14 protein-coding genes are annotated in these 15,080 nt (G+C 66.7%); 3 read left to right on the top strand and 11 right to left on the bottom strand.

Annotation, left to right across the window (positions count from 1 at the left end):
- Nucleotides 1–193: 193 nt before the first annotated feature.
- The 7 genes from HS109_07885 to HS109_07855 all read right to left on the bottom strand — a co-directional run bounded on the left by HS109_07885 (nt 194) and on the right by HS109_07855 (nt 7,866).
- Entirely contained in the window at nt 194–970 is a 777-nt protein-coding gene (locus HS109_07885) for an enoyl-CoA hydratase/isomerase family protein (GenBank protein MBE7522291.1), read from the bottom strand.
- Nucleotides 971–1,038: 68 nt separating this feature from the next.
- Nucleotides 1,039–1,827, bottom strand: a complete 789-nt coding sequence (locus tag HS109_07880) for a 3-hydroxybutyrate dehydrogenase (GenBank protein ID MBE7522290.1) — start codon at nt 1,825–1,827, stop codon at nt 1,039–1,041.
- 352 nt (nt 1,828–2,179) lie between these two features.
- Nucleotides 2,180–3,094, bottom strand: coding sequence for a LysR family transcriptional regulator (locus HS109_07875; GenBank protein ID MBE7522289.1), 915 nt, complete (start codon nt 3,092–3,094; stop codon nt 2,180–2,182).
- Nucleotides 3,095–3,523: 429 nt separating this feature from the next.
- Nucleotides 3,524–4,612 (bottom strand): substrate-binding domain-containing protein, encoded by a 1,089-nt coding sequence (locus tag HS109_07870; GenBank protein MBE7522288.1) that lies wholly within the window; start codon nt 4,610–4,612, stop codon nt 3,524–3,526.
- 37 nt (nt 4,613–4,649) lie between these two features.
- Nucleotides 4,650–5,786 (bottom strand): ABC transporter ATP-binding protein, encoded by a 1,137-nt coding sequence (locus HS109_07865; GenBank protein ID MBE7522287.1) that lies wholly within the window; start codon nt 5,784–5,786, stop codon nt 4,650–4,652.
- A 4-nt stretch (nt 5,787–5,790) separates the two neighbouring features.
- Nucleotides 5,791–7,488, bottom strand: a complete 1,698-nt coding sequence (locus HS109_07860; GenBank protein MBE7522286.1) for an iron ABC transporter permease — start codon at nt 7,486–7,488, stop codon at nt 5,791–5,793.
- Between the two features lie 240 nt (nt 7,489–7,728).
- Nucleotides 7,729–7,866 carry a hypothetical protein gene (locus tag HS109_07855; protein ID MBE7522285.1) on the bottom strand — a complete coding sequence of 46 codons (138 nt, stop codon included), beginning with the start codon at nt 7,864–7,866 and terminating at the stop codon, nt 7,729–7,731.
- A 190-nt stretch (nt 7,867–8,056) separates the two neighbouring features.
- Between HS109_07855 and HS109_07850 the strand changes: the two genes are divergently transcribed.
- From HS109_07850 to HS109_07840, 3 genes are all read left to right on the top strand, one after another.
- The gene (locus HS109_07850; GenBank protein MBE7522284.1) at nt 8,057–9,046 is read left to right on the top strand and encodes a Fic family protein; all 990 of its coding nucleotides are present in this window, start codon (nt 8,057–8,059) and stop codon (nt 9,044–9,046) included.
- 264 nt (nt 9,047–9,310) lie between these two features.
- Nucleotides 9,311–9,988: an MBL fold metallo-hydrolase gene (locus HS109_07845; protein MBE7522283.1), complete on the top strand. Its 678-nt coding sequence runs from the start codon at nt 9,311–9,313 to the stop codon at nt 9,986–9,988.
- 41 nt (nt 9,989–10,029) lie between these two features.
- A complete protein-coding gene (locus HS109_07840) occupies nt 10,030–10,509 on the top strand; it encodes a GNAT family N-acetyltransferase (protein ID MBE7522282.1) in 480 nt (159 codons plus the stop codon).
- 14 nt (nt 10,510–10,523) lie between these two features.
- On the opposite strand, the gene HS109_07835 is transcribed toward HS109_07840, so the two are convergent.
- From HS109_07835 to HS109_07820, 4 genes are all read right to left on the bottom strand, one after another.
- Entirely contained in the window at nt 10,524–11,867 is a 1,344-nt protein-coding gene (locus HS109_07835; protein ID MBE7522281.1) for a tetratricopeptide repeat protein, read from the bottom strand.
- 325 nt (nt 11,868–12,192) lie between these two features.
- Nucleotides 12,193–12,402 (bottom strand): DUF2788 domain-containing protein, encoded by a 210-nt coding sequence (locus HS109_07830; protein ID MBE7522280.1) that lies wholly within the window; start codon nt 12,400–12,402, stop codon nt 12,193–12,195.
- 9 nt (nt 12,403–12,411) lie between these two features.
- The gene (locus HS109_07825) at nt 12,412–13,209 is read right to left on the bottom strand and encodes a DUF2189 domain-containing protein (GenBank protein MBE7522279.1); all 798 of its coding nucleotides are present in this window, start codon (nt 13,207–13,209) and stop codon (nt 12,412–12,414) included.
- Nucleotides 13,210–13,339: 130 nt separating this feature from the next.
- Nucleotides 13,340–15,073 carry a dihydroxy-acid dehydratase gene (locus HS109_07820; GenBank protein MBE7522278.1) on the bottom strand — a complete coding sequence of 578 codons (1,734 nt, stop codon included), beginning with the start codon at nt 15,071–15,073 and terminating at the stop codon, nt 13,340–13,342.
- Between the last annotated feature and the right edge of the window lie 7 nt (nt 15,074–15,080).

Below are 15,080 nucleotides of genomic sequence, written 5' to 3'. Positions count from 1 at the left end.
CATGTTGACCCCCATCGACACCGCAAGGCGGGAGCGAGTTCGATGACATCGCGCCTCCTTGCTGCGAACGGCGACCGCCACTTGACTTGAAGACAAGCGATGAGCTCGCGCCAGTCCAGCCGACCGTCCTTCCGCCAACTCCGCCCCGCGGCAGTGCCGGGCGCGATCGGTCCGCGCGCGGATCGAATTGCTCTCACTTGCCACCGACCGCCGCCAGGCCCTCCAACGCGAGACCATAGGGAACCAGATCGTTGATCTGGCGACGCATCAACTCAGTCAGCAGCGTCCGCGCATAGCGGCGGTTCAGTTCAGGCTGTCGGACCAGCTGGCGTGCAATCTCCCACGCCCGGGGCATCAGCTGTTCTCTGGGAAGGACCTCGTTCACCAGTCCCACCTCTCTTGCCTCGCGGGCTCCGATGATCTGCCCGGTCAGCAGGAAGTACCGCGCCCGGTTGTATCCCATGATCAGTTGATAGACCACGTGCACGCCGTCACCCGGCACGAGACCGCCCACATAGTGGGCCGAGTCCTGGAACGCCGCGCCCTCGGCGGCGAGCACTACGTCGCACATGATCGGCAGCTCGGCGTGCCGGACGGCGGGACCATTGACCGCGCTGATCATCGGCACATCGATCGCGAGCAGATGCGTCAGGATGTTTCTCATCTCCCACGCAATGACCTCCCACTCGTCCGGGGACATCCGGTGGTCTTGCGGGTTGGTGTTCGGATTCGCTGTCGGGCCCGAGAACGCGTCCCCGGTCCCGGTCATGATCACGGCCTTGTTCTCCCGATCGCGAGCGATATTGAGAAAGGCCTCCTCGATCTCGGCATGCGGAACTCTTCCCCATCGCAGCGAATCGCCCCCTGAGTGGAGCGTGATCTCGAGAATGCCGTCTTCCCGCCGCATGCGAATGGTCTCGTACTTGTTGGCGTAGTCATTGAAGTTCGCCCTGAGGTGCCTGAGGTCCATCTTCTCCATACTTGCCTCTTCAGACGGTATCGATTCCGAGAATGACGTAGGCCAGCCGCCGAACGTGCTCAGGCGGCGGTGGTGGCTCCGTCGATGGTCCAAGCCACTCCGCGCACCTCCTCAGCGGCATCGGAGCACATGAACAGCGTCAATGCGGCGATCTGCTCGATCGTCACGAATCGCCCGGAAGGCTGTCGCGCCCCGATCAGCGCCTTGACCGCCGCCTCGTCGTCCAGGCCCTCCCGAGAGGCCAAGGCATCGATCTGCCGCTGTACGAGCGGAGTGCGAACCCAGCCTGGACATATCGCGTTGCAGGTAACACCTGTCCTGGCGGTTTCCAGCGCGACGGCCTTGGTCAGACCGATGAGCCCGTGTTTCGTTGCGTTGTAGCCGCTCTTCATCGCGCGACCGCGCAGGCCGCTGATGCTCGCCATATTGATGATGCGCCCCCAATTGCGCAGTCGCATGGACGGAAGCGCCAGTCGGATGGTGTGGAAGCTCGCCGACAGGTTCACCGCGACCATTCGATCCCACACGGCGGGCGGAAACTCCTCGATGGGGCTGACATGCTGAATGCCTGCGTTGTTCACCAGAATGTCGAGCGATCCACGGCTGGAAAGTACCGTGGAGATCATTTCCTCGATCTGCCTCGGATCACTCACGTCTGCTGCGACGAAGCTGACGTCGGCTCCCGCCTCCGCTCCAACCCGGCGACACAGTTCCCTTGCCTGGTCGTCCGTTTCCAGACCGTTCATGACCACGGCTGCGCCGTTGCAGGCCAACGCGCGCGCCAATGCAAGGCCTATTCCGCTCGTGGACCCCGTTACCAGCGCAGTCCGTCCTGACAGTTGCTTCATCCGATGCCGCTCGCCTGTCGACCGGGGCGAAGATCGGCGCGCCGATCATCGGCCCCCTTCACCATCGCAATCGGCCCGCCGGACCTCACTCTGTCGCGGCGGATGTCGTCGATGCGTCCGCCAGCGTGCCGGAAGGTCGTCTGCCGACGCTCGACTCCCGAACCGATGGCGACGCACTGTCCACGCGCTGCATTCTGGCGCGCGAACATGCCGCTGTCGATTGGCTTCTGTTCATGCGCCTATTCCCGTCTGGAATACGCAAAAGCGCGGCCCCTTCCACATCCTGAACGCGTGCGGCGCGGCAGCACTCCGACGCGGCGCGCACTTCTCGTCGCTCTGCCCGTCCGATGAGTCATGGATGCTCGACGCCTTCGTTCTCGGCACGGAGAGCTCGTTCAAACTGCTCGATCAACGCCGGATCGCGCGGATTGACGCGATGAACGATCCCGGTTTCGAATTTCCAGAAGGTTCCCCGTATCGGGATCTTCACGAGGCCCAGCGGCTCGCCGCGTTTCAGCCATTGCCGGGCGAGGCTCGCCACGAACTCCCCCGTGGCAAGCAGCGACAGAATCATCTCGATCGACGTTGCCTCTGCGCGAACCACCGGAGGTTGATGTCCGCGCAACGCGAAGAAGCGCTGCATGCGTTCCATCCCGTGATAGTCGCCGACCAGTCCCACGAATCTATGCTCGGCCAGCTGGGCAAGGCTGACGGACTTCAACTGCGCGAGCGGGTGCCGGCGATGCGCAAGCAGGATGTGGTCGCTCGTCAGGATCGGCTTGCGAACGATCTCAGCCTGCGCGGGGAAGTCCAACGCGGTGCAAACCACGTCGAGATCGCCCTTCAGCAGCGGAGGAATGAGCGTTGAGAGAACACCCGAGACGATCCTGACTTGCAGTTGCGCCCTCTGCTTGACCAGTCTGGCCACCGCGGTCGGCAGACCATAGACTGTCCAAAGCGGTGCAATGCCGATCGCCAGCGTGCCGCTTCCGCCCCCTCGGAGTATTCCCAGCTCCGCGCGGGCCGCGTCGGACTCCGCCCTGATGACGTACGCATGGCGAGCGAGCGTCAACGCGTACTTCGTCGGCGCCATGCCGTCCTGGCGACGATCGAACAGCTGAACCTCCAGCTTCTCCTCGAGGCGCTGGATGCTCTTCGACAGCGCGGGCTGAGTAATGCACAGTTCATCCGCCGCCACGGTCAATCGCCTGTGCTTCATGACCGCGAGAAAGCAGCTGAGCAGGTTCGAGTTGATGAGATCTTCCATAGTGCGGCGCGCGACCTCCAGCTCATGAACCCGCGGGATGGGCAGCGATCCCGGGGTCCGTCACGGCATCACCCCAACGGAGCTGACGCGTTTCCCACGACAGAAACCCCGCCGGGGCGCGGCGCCTCGCCCCAGGGTCGGCATCCGCAGCAGCGCCCCCGAGCCCCCGTCTCCGTGCTTCTGATCCACTTGGCTCTGGAGCGAACGGTATCGACCGAGCGCGGGCCAATCGACACAACGCCGCAACTCGCCATCGCGGCGCCCCATTGATGCGGACTCCGGTGGGCAGGATCTCGCCAGCCGTCGCTGACCGCCGGGATCGTCGCAACGACACGGGCGCGGACCCCGGAGGTCGGCGCGCTGCGTCGCGCGCCGGCCCGGGGTCCGCCGATCCCATGGGATCGCGCGGAATGACTCGCCTTGACCCGGCTACTTCTTGAAGATACCGACCCACTCCTCGCGCGCGCGCTTCAGATCGTCTTCGCTCAGCTTGTCCCAGTTCATGGGAACCGCCTTCACGCCGTCCAGCGTGAGGTTGTATCCAGCGAGAGCCGTTCCTGCACCTTCTCGCCCGGAAACGAGGGCTTCGCGGTCCACGATGATCGCCTGTCCTTCCTTGGAGAGCATGAAATCGAGCCAAAGCTTGGCCGCGTTCGGATGCGGAGCGCCCGCCAATATGAACGAGAGCTGCGGCAGCAGCACGAGCCCCTCCTCCGGGATCATCAACTTGAGTTGTGCGCCCCGTGAGTTGCGCAACTTGACGTGCGTAGCCTGGCCCCACAGACTCATCAGATCCTGGCCGGTCACCACCCTGTCGTGCGCAAGCTCTCCCTGCGAGACGATGGCCGGCTTCATGCCGGCGAGCGACTTGAAGAACTCGACGCCGACCAGGTTCCGGACGCCGACATACGTGGCGAGAACCGACAGCGACGTCTCCGCGTTTCCGACCGCGAGACGGCCGTTTGGAACCGCGCCGACCACGTCCTTCCACGATTTGCCGTTGAAGTTGAGCCTCGTCGTATCCCAGACCGGCACGAAGAAGTATCCGCCGTTCATCATGAAGAAGCCCTCTTTGCCGAGCTTCAGCTCGAATGCTCGCCGATAGAACTTGTACTCCGGCGAATGGTATTCCATGATGTTGCCGGCCTTCGCGTGCGCGAACACCCATGTGGGAACGGAGATGGATGCGACGTCGGTCCTGACACGTTTGGCCGCAATCTCCTGGTCGATGCGCGTGACCGCCGCCGTCGTGCCGGCATGCGTGTAGTTGACCACGAACGAACTGTCGAGCCCGTAGTGCTTTCGGAATGCGACCGTAAGCGCCTGCGCGGTCTCCGCCGCCATCACGACTTCCGTGTAGTCCACGCGCCCTTCCCTGGCCGCAGCCGCGATGGTCTTCTCCATCTCCTGTTTCGCCGGCCCGCTCAGCGCCTGCAGCGCAGGTGCGTCGGCGGTGGCCTTCCCGCTCCCGAAGCCCACCGCCGCCGCGATCGTCACAATCGTCAAGATTCTCTTCATGGCACCCTCCTCACGTTTTTGCCAACCTGGTTCCGCTTCACGCCCGCTGAGCGAAGATGAAGCAATCCTCCGGATCGATGGACAATCGCGCCGACTTCGCCCCCCTGGGCGGTACCGGACTGAAGGCTCTCAACTCCGTCCCGTCCACCGCCAGGAGAAACTCGTGATGCACACCCAGGTACGATGTCGCGAGTATCGTCGCATCGAGCGGCGAGCCGCCGCCGTCGATCGAATCGCCCCCTTGGAGCAGACGCGTCCGTTCACGACGAAAGCAGGCGATACACCGCGCTCCTTCGCGCAAGGACTCATCGGCGACCGCTACCCCTCGCAGGTGGCGCTCCGCGCCGAATGTCATCTCGACCTGCATCGCCGCGCCCGCCTCGCTCTCCCGCGGTGCGATGCGCGTGATCACGCCCTCGACGACGTTGAAGCCCAGGAACCTCGCCACGAATGCGGTCGGCGGCCGCTCGAAGATCTCCTCGGGTCGGCCGGCGGCCTCGATTCGGCCATGGCTCATGATCACGACTTGCTTGGCCAACGCGGCGGCCTCCAACTGGTCGTGCGTGACGTAGATGGCGGTGAAGTTCAACCGTTCCTGCAGCAGCTTGAGCTCCAGCCGCATCTGCTCGCGCAACTGGGCGTCGAGGTTGGATAACGGCTCGTCGAAGAGCACGAGACGTGGCCCGTGGATGACGGCGCGCGCAAGCGCCACCCGCTGCTGCTGGCCTCCGCTGAGACGGGTTGAAGGGGAGTCGCGCCACTGCCGCAGGCCCACCACGTCGAGCGCGCGATCCACCCGCGCCTTCCTCTCGCTATGGCTCACGCCTCTCAGCCTCAGCGGAAACCCGACGTTCTCCGCCACCGACATGTGCGGCCAGATGGCGTACGACTGGAACACGACGCCCAGGTCGCGCTGCTCGGACTTCATGTTGATGCGACGCTCCGAGTCGAACACGACTCGCCCGCCGATCGTGATCCTTCCCTCCTCGGCCTCCTCCAGCCCGGCGATGCATCGCAGCATGGTCGTCTTGCCGCATCCACTTGGACCAAGCAACGCAATCGTGCTCCCGTCTGTCGCGTCGAAGGATACGGATTTCAGCGCCTCGAAGTCGCCGAACGACTTCCGGATGTTCTCGACGCTTATCGACTTCTGATCGCCTGACACCTGGGCCACTCCATCACATCTCGATTGTCGTGACGCGGAACCATCTCAGGAGCGCGAACGCACCCCCCAGAAGAAGCACCTGAATGACCGCCAGCGCAGCGACATAGCCGGTACTTCGATCCGCGAGAAGAAGCAGCGCGACGCTCAGTGTCTCGGTTCCCCGCGTGTACAGCAGGATCGTGGCGCCGAGTTCGCGAACGAAAATGATGGCGAGCATGATCCATGCGGCGACGAGTCCTGGCTTGAGCAGCGGCAGGGCGACGTATCGCGCGCTCTGCAGGAAGTTCGCGCCGCAGCAGCGAGCGCTTTCCTCCAGTTCCGGATTGATGGAAAGCATCGTCGCCGAGATGCTCCGCGTCGCGTAGGCGAAGAATCGCGCGACGTACGCGATCAGAATCAAGGTCAGTGTCCCGAGCAGCGGAGTCCGCACCGCGATGATCAAGAAGGCGACGCCGATGATGATCGGCGGTATGCCGAGAGGAAAGGACAGGATCGTATCGGCGGTCGCTCTCGCCTTGCGAGAGCCGACCCGCAGATAGTGGGCTTGCAGGAGTCCGAGCAGAACGCAGATGCTTGCCCCACCCACCGCGAGCACGAGGCTGTTGATGATCGCGTCACGCGCAAGCACGCTCTCGAAGAGGACGAAGTCGTAGTTGCGCAAGGTGGCCCGGGCAGGCTCGAAGACTCCCGTCCAGATGGGTGACAGCGACACCAGGACAAGAGTGAGCATGGGCAGCACGATTGCGGTTCCCACGTACCCCAGCTCGAGGCCGAGGGCCGCGAACTTGGCCCAACCCCTGAGTTTCGCGGGGCGCGGGCGATAGCCCTTGCCCGAGACGGTGTCGAACCGGCGCCGGTCGACGTATCGACGCTGCAGCAGCGTCAGGACGACGGTTACGAAGACGATGGCGATACCGAAGGAGGACGCGCGACCGAAGTCGGTTGGATACTGGACGAACTTGTAGATCTCGGTGGGTACGGTCGGGATCCCGCTCGGGAGAGACAGCGCGAGCGGAACGTCGAACAGACCTGCGCTCGTGACGAAGACGATGAGAGCTCCCGACATCAGCGCTGGCGCCATCAACGGCAGGGTCACGCGCCAGAGGGTATGGAGGAACGATGATCCGTGAACCCGCGCTGCATCCTCCAAGGCGCCGTCCATCTGCCTCAGAGGCCCGATGACGAACAGATAGACGTATGGCGCGTAGAAGAGCGTCAACACCCATATGACGCCACCGAGCCCATAAATGCTCGGCAATTGGACATCCAGTCCGAAGTATCGCTCGATGGAGTTGTGAATCAGACCGCCATACGGCGCGGCGAGATAGATCCAGCTGATCGCGCCGACGTACGGCGACAGGAAGAACGGGACGAGATTCAGCGTCTCGAAGATGTGACGACCCGGCAGATCAGTGCGCGTAACGACCCACGCCAGCGCGAAGCCCAGAATCGTGCTGAACAACGTGACAGCGACCCCTATGACGAGCGTGTTGAGAATCGCATCGTAGATGCCTCTCGTTCCGAGGATGGCGGCGAAGCTCGCGACCGAAACGAGACCTTCGCTCGATTCGGCAGGAGTCAGGCTCTGCACGAGCATTGCGACGAGGGGCCCTGCGATCAGCGCGATCCCCAGGATGACCGAAAACCCCGGGAGCAGGGCCTCGCTCGAGCGCGAAAGCAGTGAGGACCTAGACGGCATGAACACGCGCACTTCCGCGGTCGCGGGACTTCTCGCGCGAGAGCATGGGCCGCCCATGCCTGTCACGCCTACTCGACCCTGCCGGACGACTTTCGCCGTCGCGACTCGCGGCGGGGCCCCGACGTGCCAGTTGTCGTGGTGCCGACGCGACCGTACCGGCACACGGACCCTTCGGTCGTTCGGTCGTGCGCGCAACCCACTGGCATTCGAATGGCCACCGAACGCCGCGCGAGGGCACCGGCAGCATGACCGTCAGGCGCGCCAGGCGTGATTGACGATCCGGCGAATGCCCGGACCGCGTACAGCGCGCGCGTCGGGCGATCCACGGGCGTGCGACGCCGACCGCACCGCGAGCGCCAGCCCATCAACCGGACCTTCGATGGTATCCATCGGTCGCTCCATTTCTTCCGCGACGACAGTTGCGTCAGGACGAGACGATGATAGGAGTCCTCCCCAGGACCGTCTATTGAGGAGATGTTATGGAAGTATTCCCGCAGGGCATAGTCAGCCTCACGCTGAAGGTTCTTCGGACGCAACCCACGGCTACACCCGTCGACACGACCCGCGCCGAGCGCTCGACATGCGGTTCGGAGAGGGAAGTAGCGGCTGGGTGATGGTTGGGAACGCAGGAGGTTCCGCACGCGGCATCGGATTCCCGCCCGACACTGGCGGCCTCGAGTCCTCTCAGTACCCACCCGTCCTGACACCGATCCTCACGAAGGGTACGACGAACGCGATTTCGGGGATGTACTTCGCGTGCTCGCAGTCCAGTTGGCACCCCAGGCGCGGCGCAGCGGCGCGCCTGTTCCGCTGGCATGCCGCGTTGTTTCCGACCGGGCGCAGCGGCATGGAAACCATTCGCGTCGGCAAGTGGCGCGACGACGCGCAGGGACCGATGCAGGTGGTGTCCGGTCCGGTCCATCGACGCAACGTCCGCTACGAGGCGCCGCCCGCGGCGCGACTGAAGGTCGAAACGAAGCGGTTCATCGAGTGGGCCAATGGCGCGACCGGCGAGCCGGCGCTCATCAAGTCGGGGATCGCTCACCTCTGGTTCGCGACGCTGCATCCGTTCGACGACGGCAACGGCCGCATCGCGTGCGCGGTCGGCGACCTGTTCCTCGCGCGGGCCGACGGGAGCGCGCAGCGCTTCTACAGCGTGTCGGGCGAGATCGCGCGCGCTCGGGCCGCCTGCTGCGACGTCCTGGAGCGCACGCAGAAGGGAACGCTCGATGCCACCGAATGGCTCGCCTGGTTCCTCGAAACGCTGCGCCACGCGATCGAACGCGCGCAGTCGTCGCTCGACGTCGTGCTCTCGAGGGCGCGATTCTGGCAACGTTGGGCCGGCACGCCGATGAACGAGCGCCAGGCGAAGCTCGTCAACCGCCTCCTCGACGGTTTCGACGGACGGCTCACCAGCAGCAGGTGGGCAACGATCGCCGGATGCTCGGCCGACACCGCGCTGCGCGACATCACCGAACTGATCGGGCACGGCCTCCTGCGCAGGATGCCGGGAGGAGGACGGAGCACCGCCTGCGAAGTCGTCGACCTGCGCACGTCCGGCGAAACCTGAGTGCGTTGTCGATCCGGTCGAGCCGGAGCGTCGTTGTCGCAGGCCGGCGGGATGCTCCGCGTCGCATGTGCGCGCCGCCGACCGGCGGGGTTCGCTCTTTCGATGCAGATCGCGCCCCGGGTTCCGCGCCCGAGGGTCGAACGGTATCATCGCCGGGATTCGTCGATCACGGAGCCCCGCGATGCATCGTTCCAGCGCCATCCACCGGACCACCACGCGCGCAGTCGCGTGCCACCGCGCGCCGGCGCCACGTCGGGTTCACGCGTGAAGCTCACGATCGTCCCGGTCACGCCGTACCAGCAGAACTGTTCTCTCGTCGTGTGCACGCGGACGCTTCGCGCCGCGCTCGTCGATCCGGGCGGCGAGGTCGACCGCCTGCTCGCGGCGGTCACGCAAAGCGGCGCGACGCTCGAGAAAGTCCTCGTCACGCACGGCCACGTCGACCATTGCGGCGGCGCCGCCGAGGTCGCGGAGCGCACCGGCGTGCCGATCGAAGGCCCGCAACGCGAGGACGCGTTCTGGATCGACCGCCTGGACGAACAGGGCGCGAGCTTCGGGGTCCCGGGGGCGCGCTCGTTCACGCCCGACCGCTGGCTCGATGGGGGCGACGTCGCCACGGTCGGCGAGATTGCGTTCGACGTGCTCCACTGCCCCGGACACACGCCCGGACACGTCGTGTTCGCGTCGCGCGCCCATCGCATCGCACTGGTGGGCGACGTGCTGTTCGCGGGTTCGATCGGCCGCACCGACTTCCCGCGCGGCGACCACGACACGCTGATCCGCTCGATCACGACGCGCCTGTGGCCGCTCGGCGACGACATGCGCTTCGTGCCCGGCCACGGCCCGATGTCCACCTTCGGCGACGAGCGGCGCGACAATCCGTTCGTGGGCGACGATGCGCTCGCGCGCCCGCGCCGGGGTGCGATGGCCGCAGGCGGCTGAGCCTCGCCCGCGCGCATTCGACCCGTCGAATCGAGGTCGCCATGACCGACATGCTGGTGAAGCTCCGCGACCTGCCGCCGCTCGAGCCCGCGCTCGCGCAGGCGGCGTCGCGCGGCGTCGTGATCCGCCGCGCCCTCGCCCCCGAGAAGCCAATCGTGCTCGACTGGATGCGCGCGCACTTCGCGAGCTGGACCGCGGAGGTCGAGGTCACGTTCGCGCGCCTTCCGGTCGCGTGTTTCATCGCGCTGCGCGCAAATGAGATCCTCGGGTTCGCGTGCCACGACGCGATCGCGCCCGACTACTTCGGGCCGACCGGCGTCGCCGAATCCGCGCGCGGACAGGGATTGGGACGCGCGCTCGCCCTCGCCGCGATGCACGCGCTCGCGGCTCAGGGCTACGTCTACGCGATCGTCGGCGGCGTCGGTCCGGCCGCGTTCTACGAGAAGGCGTTCGGCGCGATCGCGATCCCCGGCTCCTCGCCGGGGATCTACGCGGGGATGCTGCGACCGACGCCTCCCTGACGCCTCGGAGCGGATCAGTGCACGGCCGGCGGCGGCGCGCCGATCCGCGCGAGGATCCTCCGCCCCCACCGTCCGTCGGGCTTCGCGACGAGCCGCTCGGCGAGGACGTGGCGTGCGAGCGACGTGCGCCTGGCACGCCACGCCGCGTCGATCAGCGTCAGCGTGATCACGTCGCGCTGCGCATGGCTCCCGCCGAAGCGATGCGCGATGTCGCGCACCGGCAGCATGAGGTCGACGGCCTCGTCGTGGCGTCCTCGGCCGTACGCCGCCACGGCGCGCGCGAGCGGCAGGCCGACGTCGCGCGTCATCGCCGCGTTCGTGTCCTGGCCTTCGGCGGCCTTCACCATGCGGCTGACGAGGCGATCGAGCGCGCCCGCGCGGCCGGCCGCGGAGAACGCGAGCGCGGCGTGCAGGTCGTTGAACGCGTAGAACCCGCCCTCGCCGTCGAGCTTCGCCTCCCACTCGTCGGCGACACCCTCGAAGCGGCCCCCGACGTCCGCGCCTTCGAGCTTCAGGCGCCACAGGAGCGCGGTGGCGTCGACGAGCGCGAGCAGCATCGGTGCCGGGCCGGGATGGATCGAACCGTCGTAGAGCGCGAGCACCTCGGCGTGCGCGCCCGCGTCGAGGTGGAAGAGCGCGAGGTGCCAGTAGTTGTGGAACGCGAAGCCGTTGTCCGGCGCCCAGTCGCGCTCGCGCGACCGGAGCCAGTCGACGCCGTCGTCGATGCGCCCCTGCATCTCCATCACGTGCGTCGCTGCGTGCACCGCCCAGCCGTCCGCGGGCTCGATCGCGAGCGCGGCGCGCGCGACGTCCTCGGCCTCGGGATACTGGTTCATCTCCTCGAGCCCGAACGCGTGCATGCCGAGCACGTACGAGTAGCCGGGAACCTCGCGCGACCAGTGCGGCAGCACGCGCGCGACACGGTTGCGCAGGTTCAGCGCGTCGCCGCGATAGAAGTCGAACAGGTGGCCGACCTGCAGGGCCACGGCGTCGCGCGGGAAGTCGGCGAGCACCGCGTCGATCGTGCGGCACCCTTCGTGCCACGAACCGCCCGCGAACTGCCGGGCCGCGGAGATGAGGCCCTGCTCCCGCGCGTTCGCATGCGACGCGTGCTTCTGCGCCTGGTCGATCGACTGCTCGATCGCGGGCGCGAACTGGCGCTCGGCGAAGGTGGCGAGCGCGAGCGCCTTCGTCGCATGACCCGCGACGAAGTCGGGCGACGCGGCGACCGCGAGGTCGAGCGTGGCGATCGGGTCGCCGACATAGCTCTGCAACTGGCGAACCGCGGTCTCGTAGTGGGCGAGCGCCTCCGGCGAGCCTTGGCTCACCGGGACGCCGCGCGCGTCGTGATGCTTCATGGTCGTTGCCTCTTGGAATCGGGTCTGTGTGGATCGGCCCTGCCCGGCGCCGGTGGCGCGTGCGGTGGCCGTCGGGGCATCGTCCGGACGCGGCGATCGCGCATCCGGACCGCGCGCTCGTGGCTGGCGTCCTTGCAGCCCTGCCGGTGACATGATGCGGCAAGCCGACCCGACCAGGGCGGCTCTCGCGCACGAATCCTCGCTCACCGGAGGGCGAATATTCGGCCGCGTTGTCGTACTCGCGGCGATCCCTCGAACCTGTCACGAGGACGCGCGCCCGCGCACGATCCCGCGCCGTAGCTCGGGCGCCGCGGGGAGCGCCCGGTCAGATGCCGAGGATCCTGGCGATGATCGACTTGGCGACGAACCCGATCATCCCGAACGCGAGCACGAAGAGCAGCACGAAGGTGCCGAGCTTCCCGGCCTTCGATTTCCGCGCGAGGTCGATGATGATGAACAGCATGTAGAGCATCAACGCCCCGACGCCGAACGTCATCCCGAACTCGGTGATCTGCTCCTCGGTGAGGCCGAACACGGCGTCGACTCACTCGCGCGGCGGCGCGCCGTCGGAGTCGACGGTGGCGCGGTACGCGCGCCAGCTCGCGTGCCCGATCACCGGGATCGTGATCGTGAATCCCGCGAAGAGCGTCGCGATCGACAGCGCGGTGAGGACCATGATGATCGCGGCCCACAGCGCCATCGCGACCGGGTTCGCGCCCACCGCGCGCAGGCTGGTGAGAAGCGCGGCAGAGAGATCGATGCGACGGTCGAGGAGCAACGGAACCGACACGACGGTGAGCGCGAACACCGCCGCGGCGCCGAGGCCGCCGGCGAGGATCCACAGCCAGAACAGGTTCGAGCTCTCGGAGAGCACGACGTGGCGCAGGAAGCCGTCGAGACCGACGATCGGCTGCTTCACGAAGATCGCGACGAAGACCGCCGACACGAGCACCCAGGCGGTCGCCGCCGACGCGAGTCCCACGCCCATCCAGACGAGCGGACGAGTGCCGCGCTTCCATGCGTCGATCGCCTGCGCGAGGTTGGGCCGTTCGCCGCGGTCGAGCCGCCGCGAGATTTCGTAGAGGCCGGTCGCGAGGATCGGGGCGATCAGCACGAACCCCGAGAACGCGCCGGGCAGGATCGGCCAGAATCGCAGCGCGATCGCCGCGATCGCGAGGCCGGCGAAGGTGACGACGAGTCCGTGGAAGAGGCTCGGGCCGAACGCGCGCGTGAAGTCGCTCCAGCCCTCCGCGAGCCAGCGGAACGGCGCGCCGACCGGCACCGCGCGAACCGGCAGGGCATCGTCGTCGTGGACGGAATCCAGGTGGCTGGGTGGGGGCATCGTCGGCAAATCGCTCAATGGGGTCAGACTCCATTGAAACCCGAGAGATCTGGCACCCGATCAATGGAGTCTGACCCCATTGATGCGTGACCCCATTGATGAACAACGGGGCCAAGCCCCGCTGGCGCGGTCAGTGACTCGGACGGCCCACCGGGGCTCCCGACCCGCCTACGAGGAAGTCGAGATCGACGCCCTGATCGGCCTGCTGCACGGTGTCGCAGTAGAGGCGGACCCAGCCGCGCTCGGTGTGCGGCTTCGGTGCCTTCCACTTCGCGCGGCGCTTGGCGAGCTCGGCATCGGACACGTGCAGCACCAGCTTGCGCTTGGCGACGTCGAGTTCGATCGTGTCTCCGGTCTGCACCAGCGCGAGCGGGCCGCCGACGGCGGCCTCGGGCGAGGTGTGCAACACGACGGTGCCGTACGCGGTGCCCGACATGCGCGCGTCCGAGATGCGCACCATGTCGGTCACGCCTTGCTTGAGGAGCTTCGCCGGCAGCGCGAAGTTGCCGACCTCGGGGAAGCCGGGGTAGCCCTTCGGCCCGCAGTTCTGCAGCACCAGGATGTCGTCGGCCTTCACGTCGAGCTTCGGGTCGTCGATGCGGCGGTGCAGATCGTCGATGTCGCTGAACACGACGGCGCGGCCCTTGTGCCGCATGAGCTTCGGGGTCGCGGCGGAGGGCTTCAGCACCGCGCCGGTCGGCGCGAGATTGCCGCGCAGCACCGCGATGCCGCCTTGCGGCTTGAACGGCTTGCCGATCGGCGTGATGACGGCCTCGTTGTAGTTCTTCGCCTCGCGGCAGTTGTCCCAGATCGACCGGCCGTTGACGGTGAGCGCCTTCTTGTGGATGTACCGCTCCAGTTCGCGGATCACGACCGGCAGTCCGCCCGCGTAGTAGAAATCCTCCATCAGGTAGCGGCCCGACGGCATCAGGTTGACGAGGCAGGGGATCTCGCGGCCGAGCCTATCCCAGTCGTCGAGCGTCATCTTCACGCCGATGCGGCCCGCGATCGCCAAGAGGTGCACGACGGCGTTGGTCGATCCACCGATCGCGCCGTTCACCATGATCGCGTTCTCGAACGCCTCGCGCGTGAGGATCTTCGACATGCGCAGGTCCTCGCGCACCATCTCGACGATGCGCCTCCCGGTCAGGCGACAGAGCACCTTGCGTCGCGAATCGACCGCGGGAATCGCGGCATTGGTCGGCAGCGCCATGCCGAGCGACTCGACCATCGACGCCATCGTCGACGCGGTCCCCATCGTCATGCAATGGCCGGCCGAGCGCGATTGGCAGGCTTCGGCCTCCGGCATGTCCTCCTCCTTGAACTCGCCGGTCTTCAGCATCGCCGTCAACTGCCAGGTCAGGGTGCCGGACCCGACGTCCTGCCCGCGGAACTTGCCGTTCAGCATCGGACCGCCGGAGATCCCGATCGTCGGCAGGTCGCAGGACGCCGCACCCATCAGGAGCGACGGCGTCGTCTTGTCGCAGCCCATCATCAGCACGACGCCGTCGAACGGGTTCGCGCGGATCGACTCCTCGACGTCCATCGACGCCTGGTTGCGGTAGAGCATCGCGGTCGGACGCATCACCGGCTCGCCCAGGCTCATCACCGGGAATTCGAGCGGGAACCCGCCGGCCTCGAGCACGCCGTACTTGATGTGCTCGGCCAGTTCGCGGAAATGCGCGTTGCACGGCGTCACCTCGGACCAGGTGTTGCAGATGCCGACCACCGGCCTGCCGATGAAGAGGTCGTGCGGGAAGCCCTGGTTCTTCATCCACGAGCGGTGGACGAAATCGTCGCGGTCGCCGCTGTTGAACCAGCCTTCGGAACGGAGCTTCCGTGGGGACGTCTTCGGCTTCTTCATCGGATCG

Source organism: Burkholderiales bacterium, assembly GCA_015075645.1.
GTDB lineage: Bacteria > Pseudomonadota > Gammaproteobacteria > Burkholderiales > Casimicrobiaceae > VBCG01.
Note: the sequence above shows the minus strand (reverse complement) of the source record. Positions and strands in the feature narration are given on the sequence as shown.

What these genes read in the sequence shown, in the direction of transcription:
- HS109_07885 (MBE7522291.1), bottom strand. Translation starts at nt 970, where the DNA reads ATGGACCTCAGGCACCTCAGGGCGAACTTCAATGACTACGCCAACAAG.
- HS109_07880 (MBE7522290.1), bottom strand. Translation starts at nt 1,827, where the DNA reads ATGAAGCAACTGTCAGGACGGACTGCGCTGGTAACGGGGTCCACGAGC.
- HS109_07875 (MBE7522289.1), bottom strand. Translation starts at nt 3,094, where the DNA reads ATGGAAGATCTCATCAACTCGAACCTGCTCAGCTGCTTTCTCGCGGTC.
- HS109_07870 (MBE7522288.1), bottom strand. Translation starts at nt 4,612, where the DNA reads ATGAAGAGAATCTTGACGATTGTGACGATCGCGGCGGCGGTGGGCTTC.
- HS109_07855 (MBE7522285.1), bottom strand. Translation starts at nt 7,866, where the DNA reads ATGGATACCATCGAAGGTCCGGTTGATGGGCTGGCGCTCGCGGTGCGG.
- HS109_07850 (MBE7522284.1), top strand. Translation starts at nt 8,057, where the DNA reads ATGCGGTTCGGAGAGGGAAGTAGCGGCTGGGTGATGGTTGGGAACGCA.
- HS109_07840 (MBE7522282.1), top strand. Translation starts at nt 10,030, where the DNA reads ATGACCGACATGCTGGTGAAGCTCCGCGACCTGCCGCCGCTCGAGCCC.
- HS109_07835 (MBE7522281.1), bottom strand. Translation starts at nt 11,867, where the DNA reads ATGAAGCATCACGACGCGCGCGGCGTCCCGGTGAGCCAAGGCTCGCCG.
- HS109_07825 (MBE7522279.1), bottom strand. Translation starts at nt 13,209, where the DNA reads ATGCCCCCACCCAGCCACCTGGATTCCGTCCACGACGACGATGCCCTG.
- HS109_07820 (MBE7522278.1), bottom strand. Translation starts at nt 15,073, where the DNA reads ATGAAGAAGCCGAAGACGTCCCCACGGAAGCTCCGTTCCGAAGGCTGG.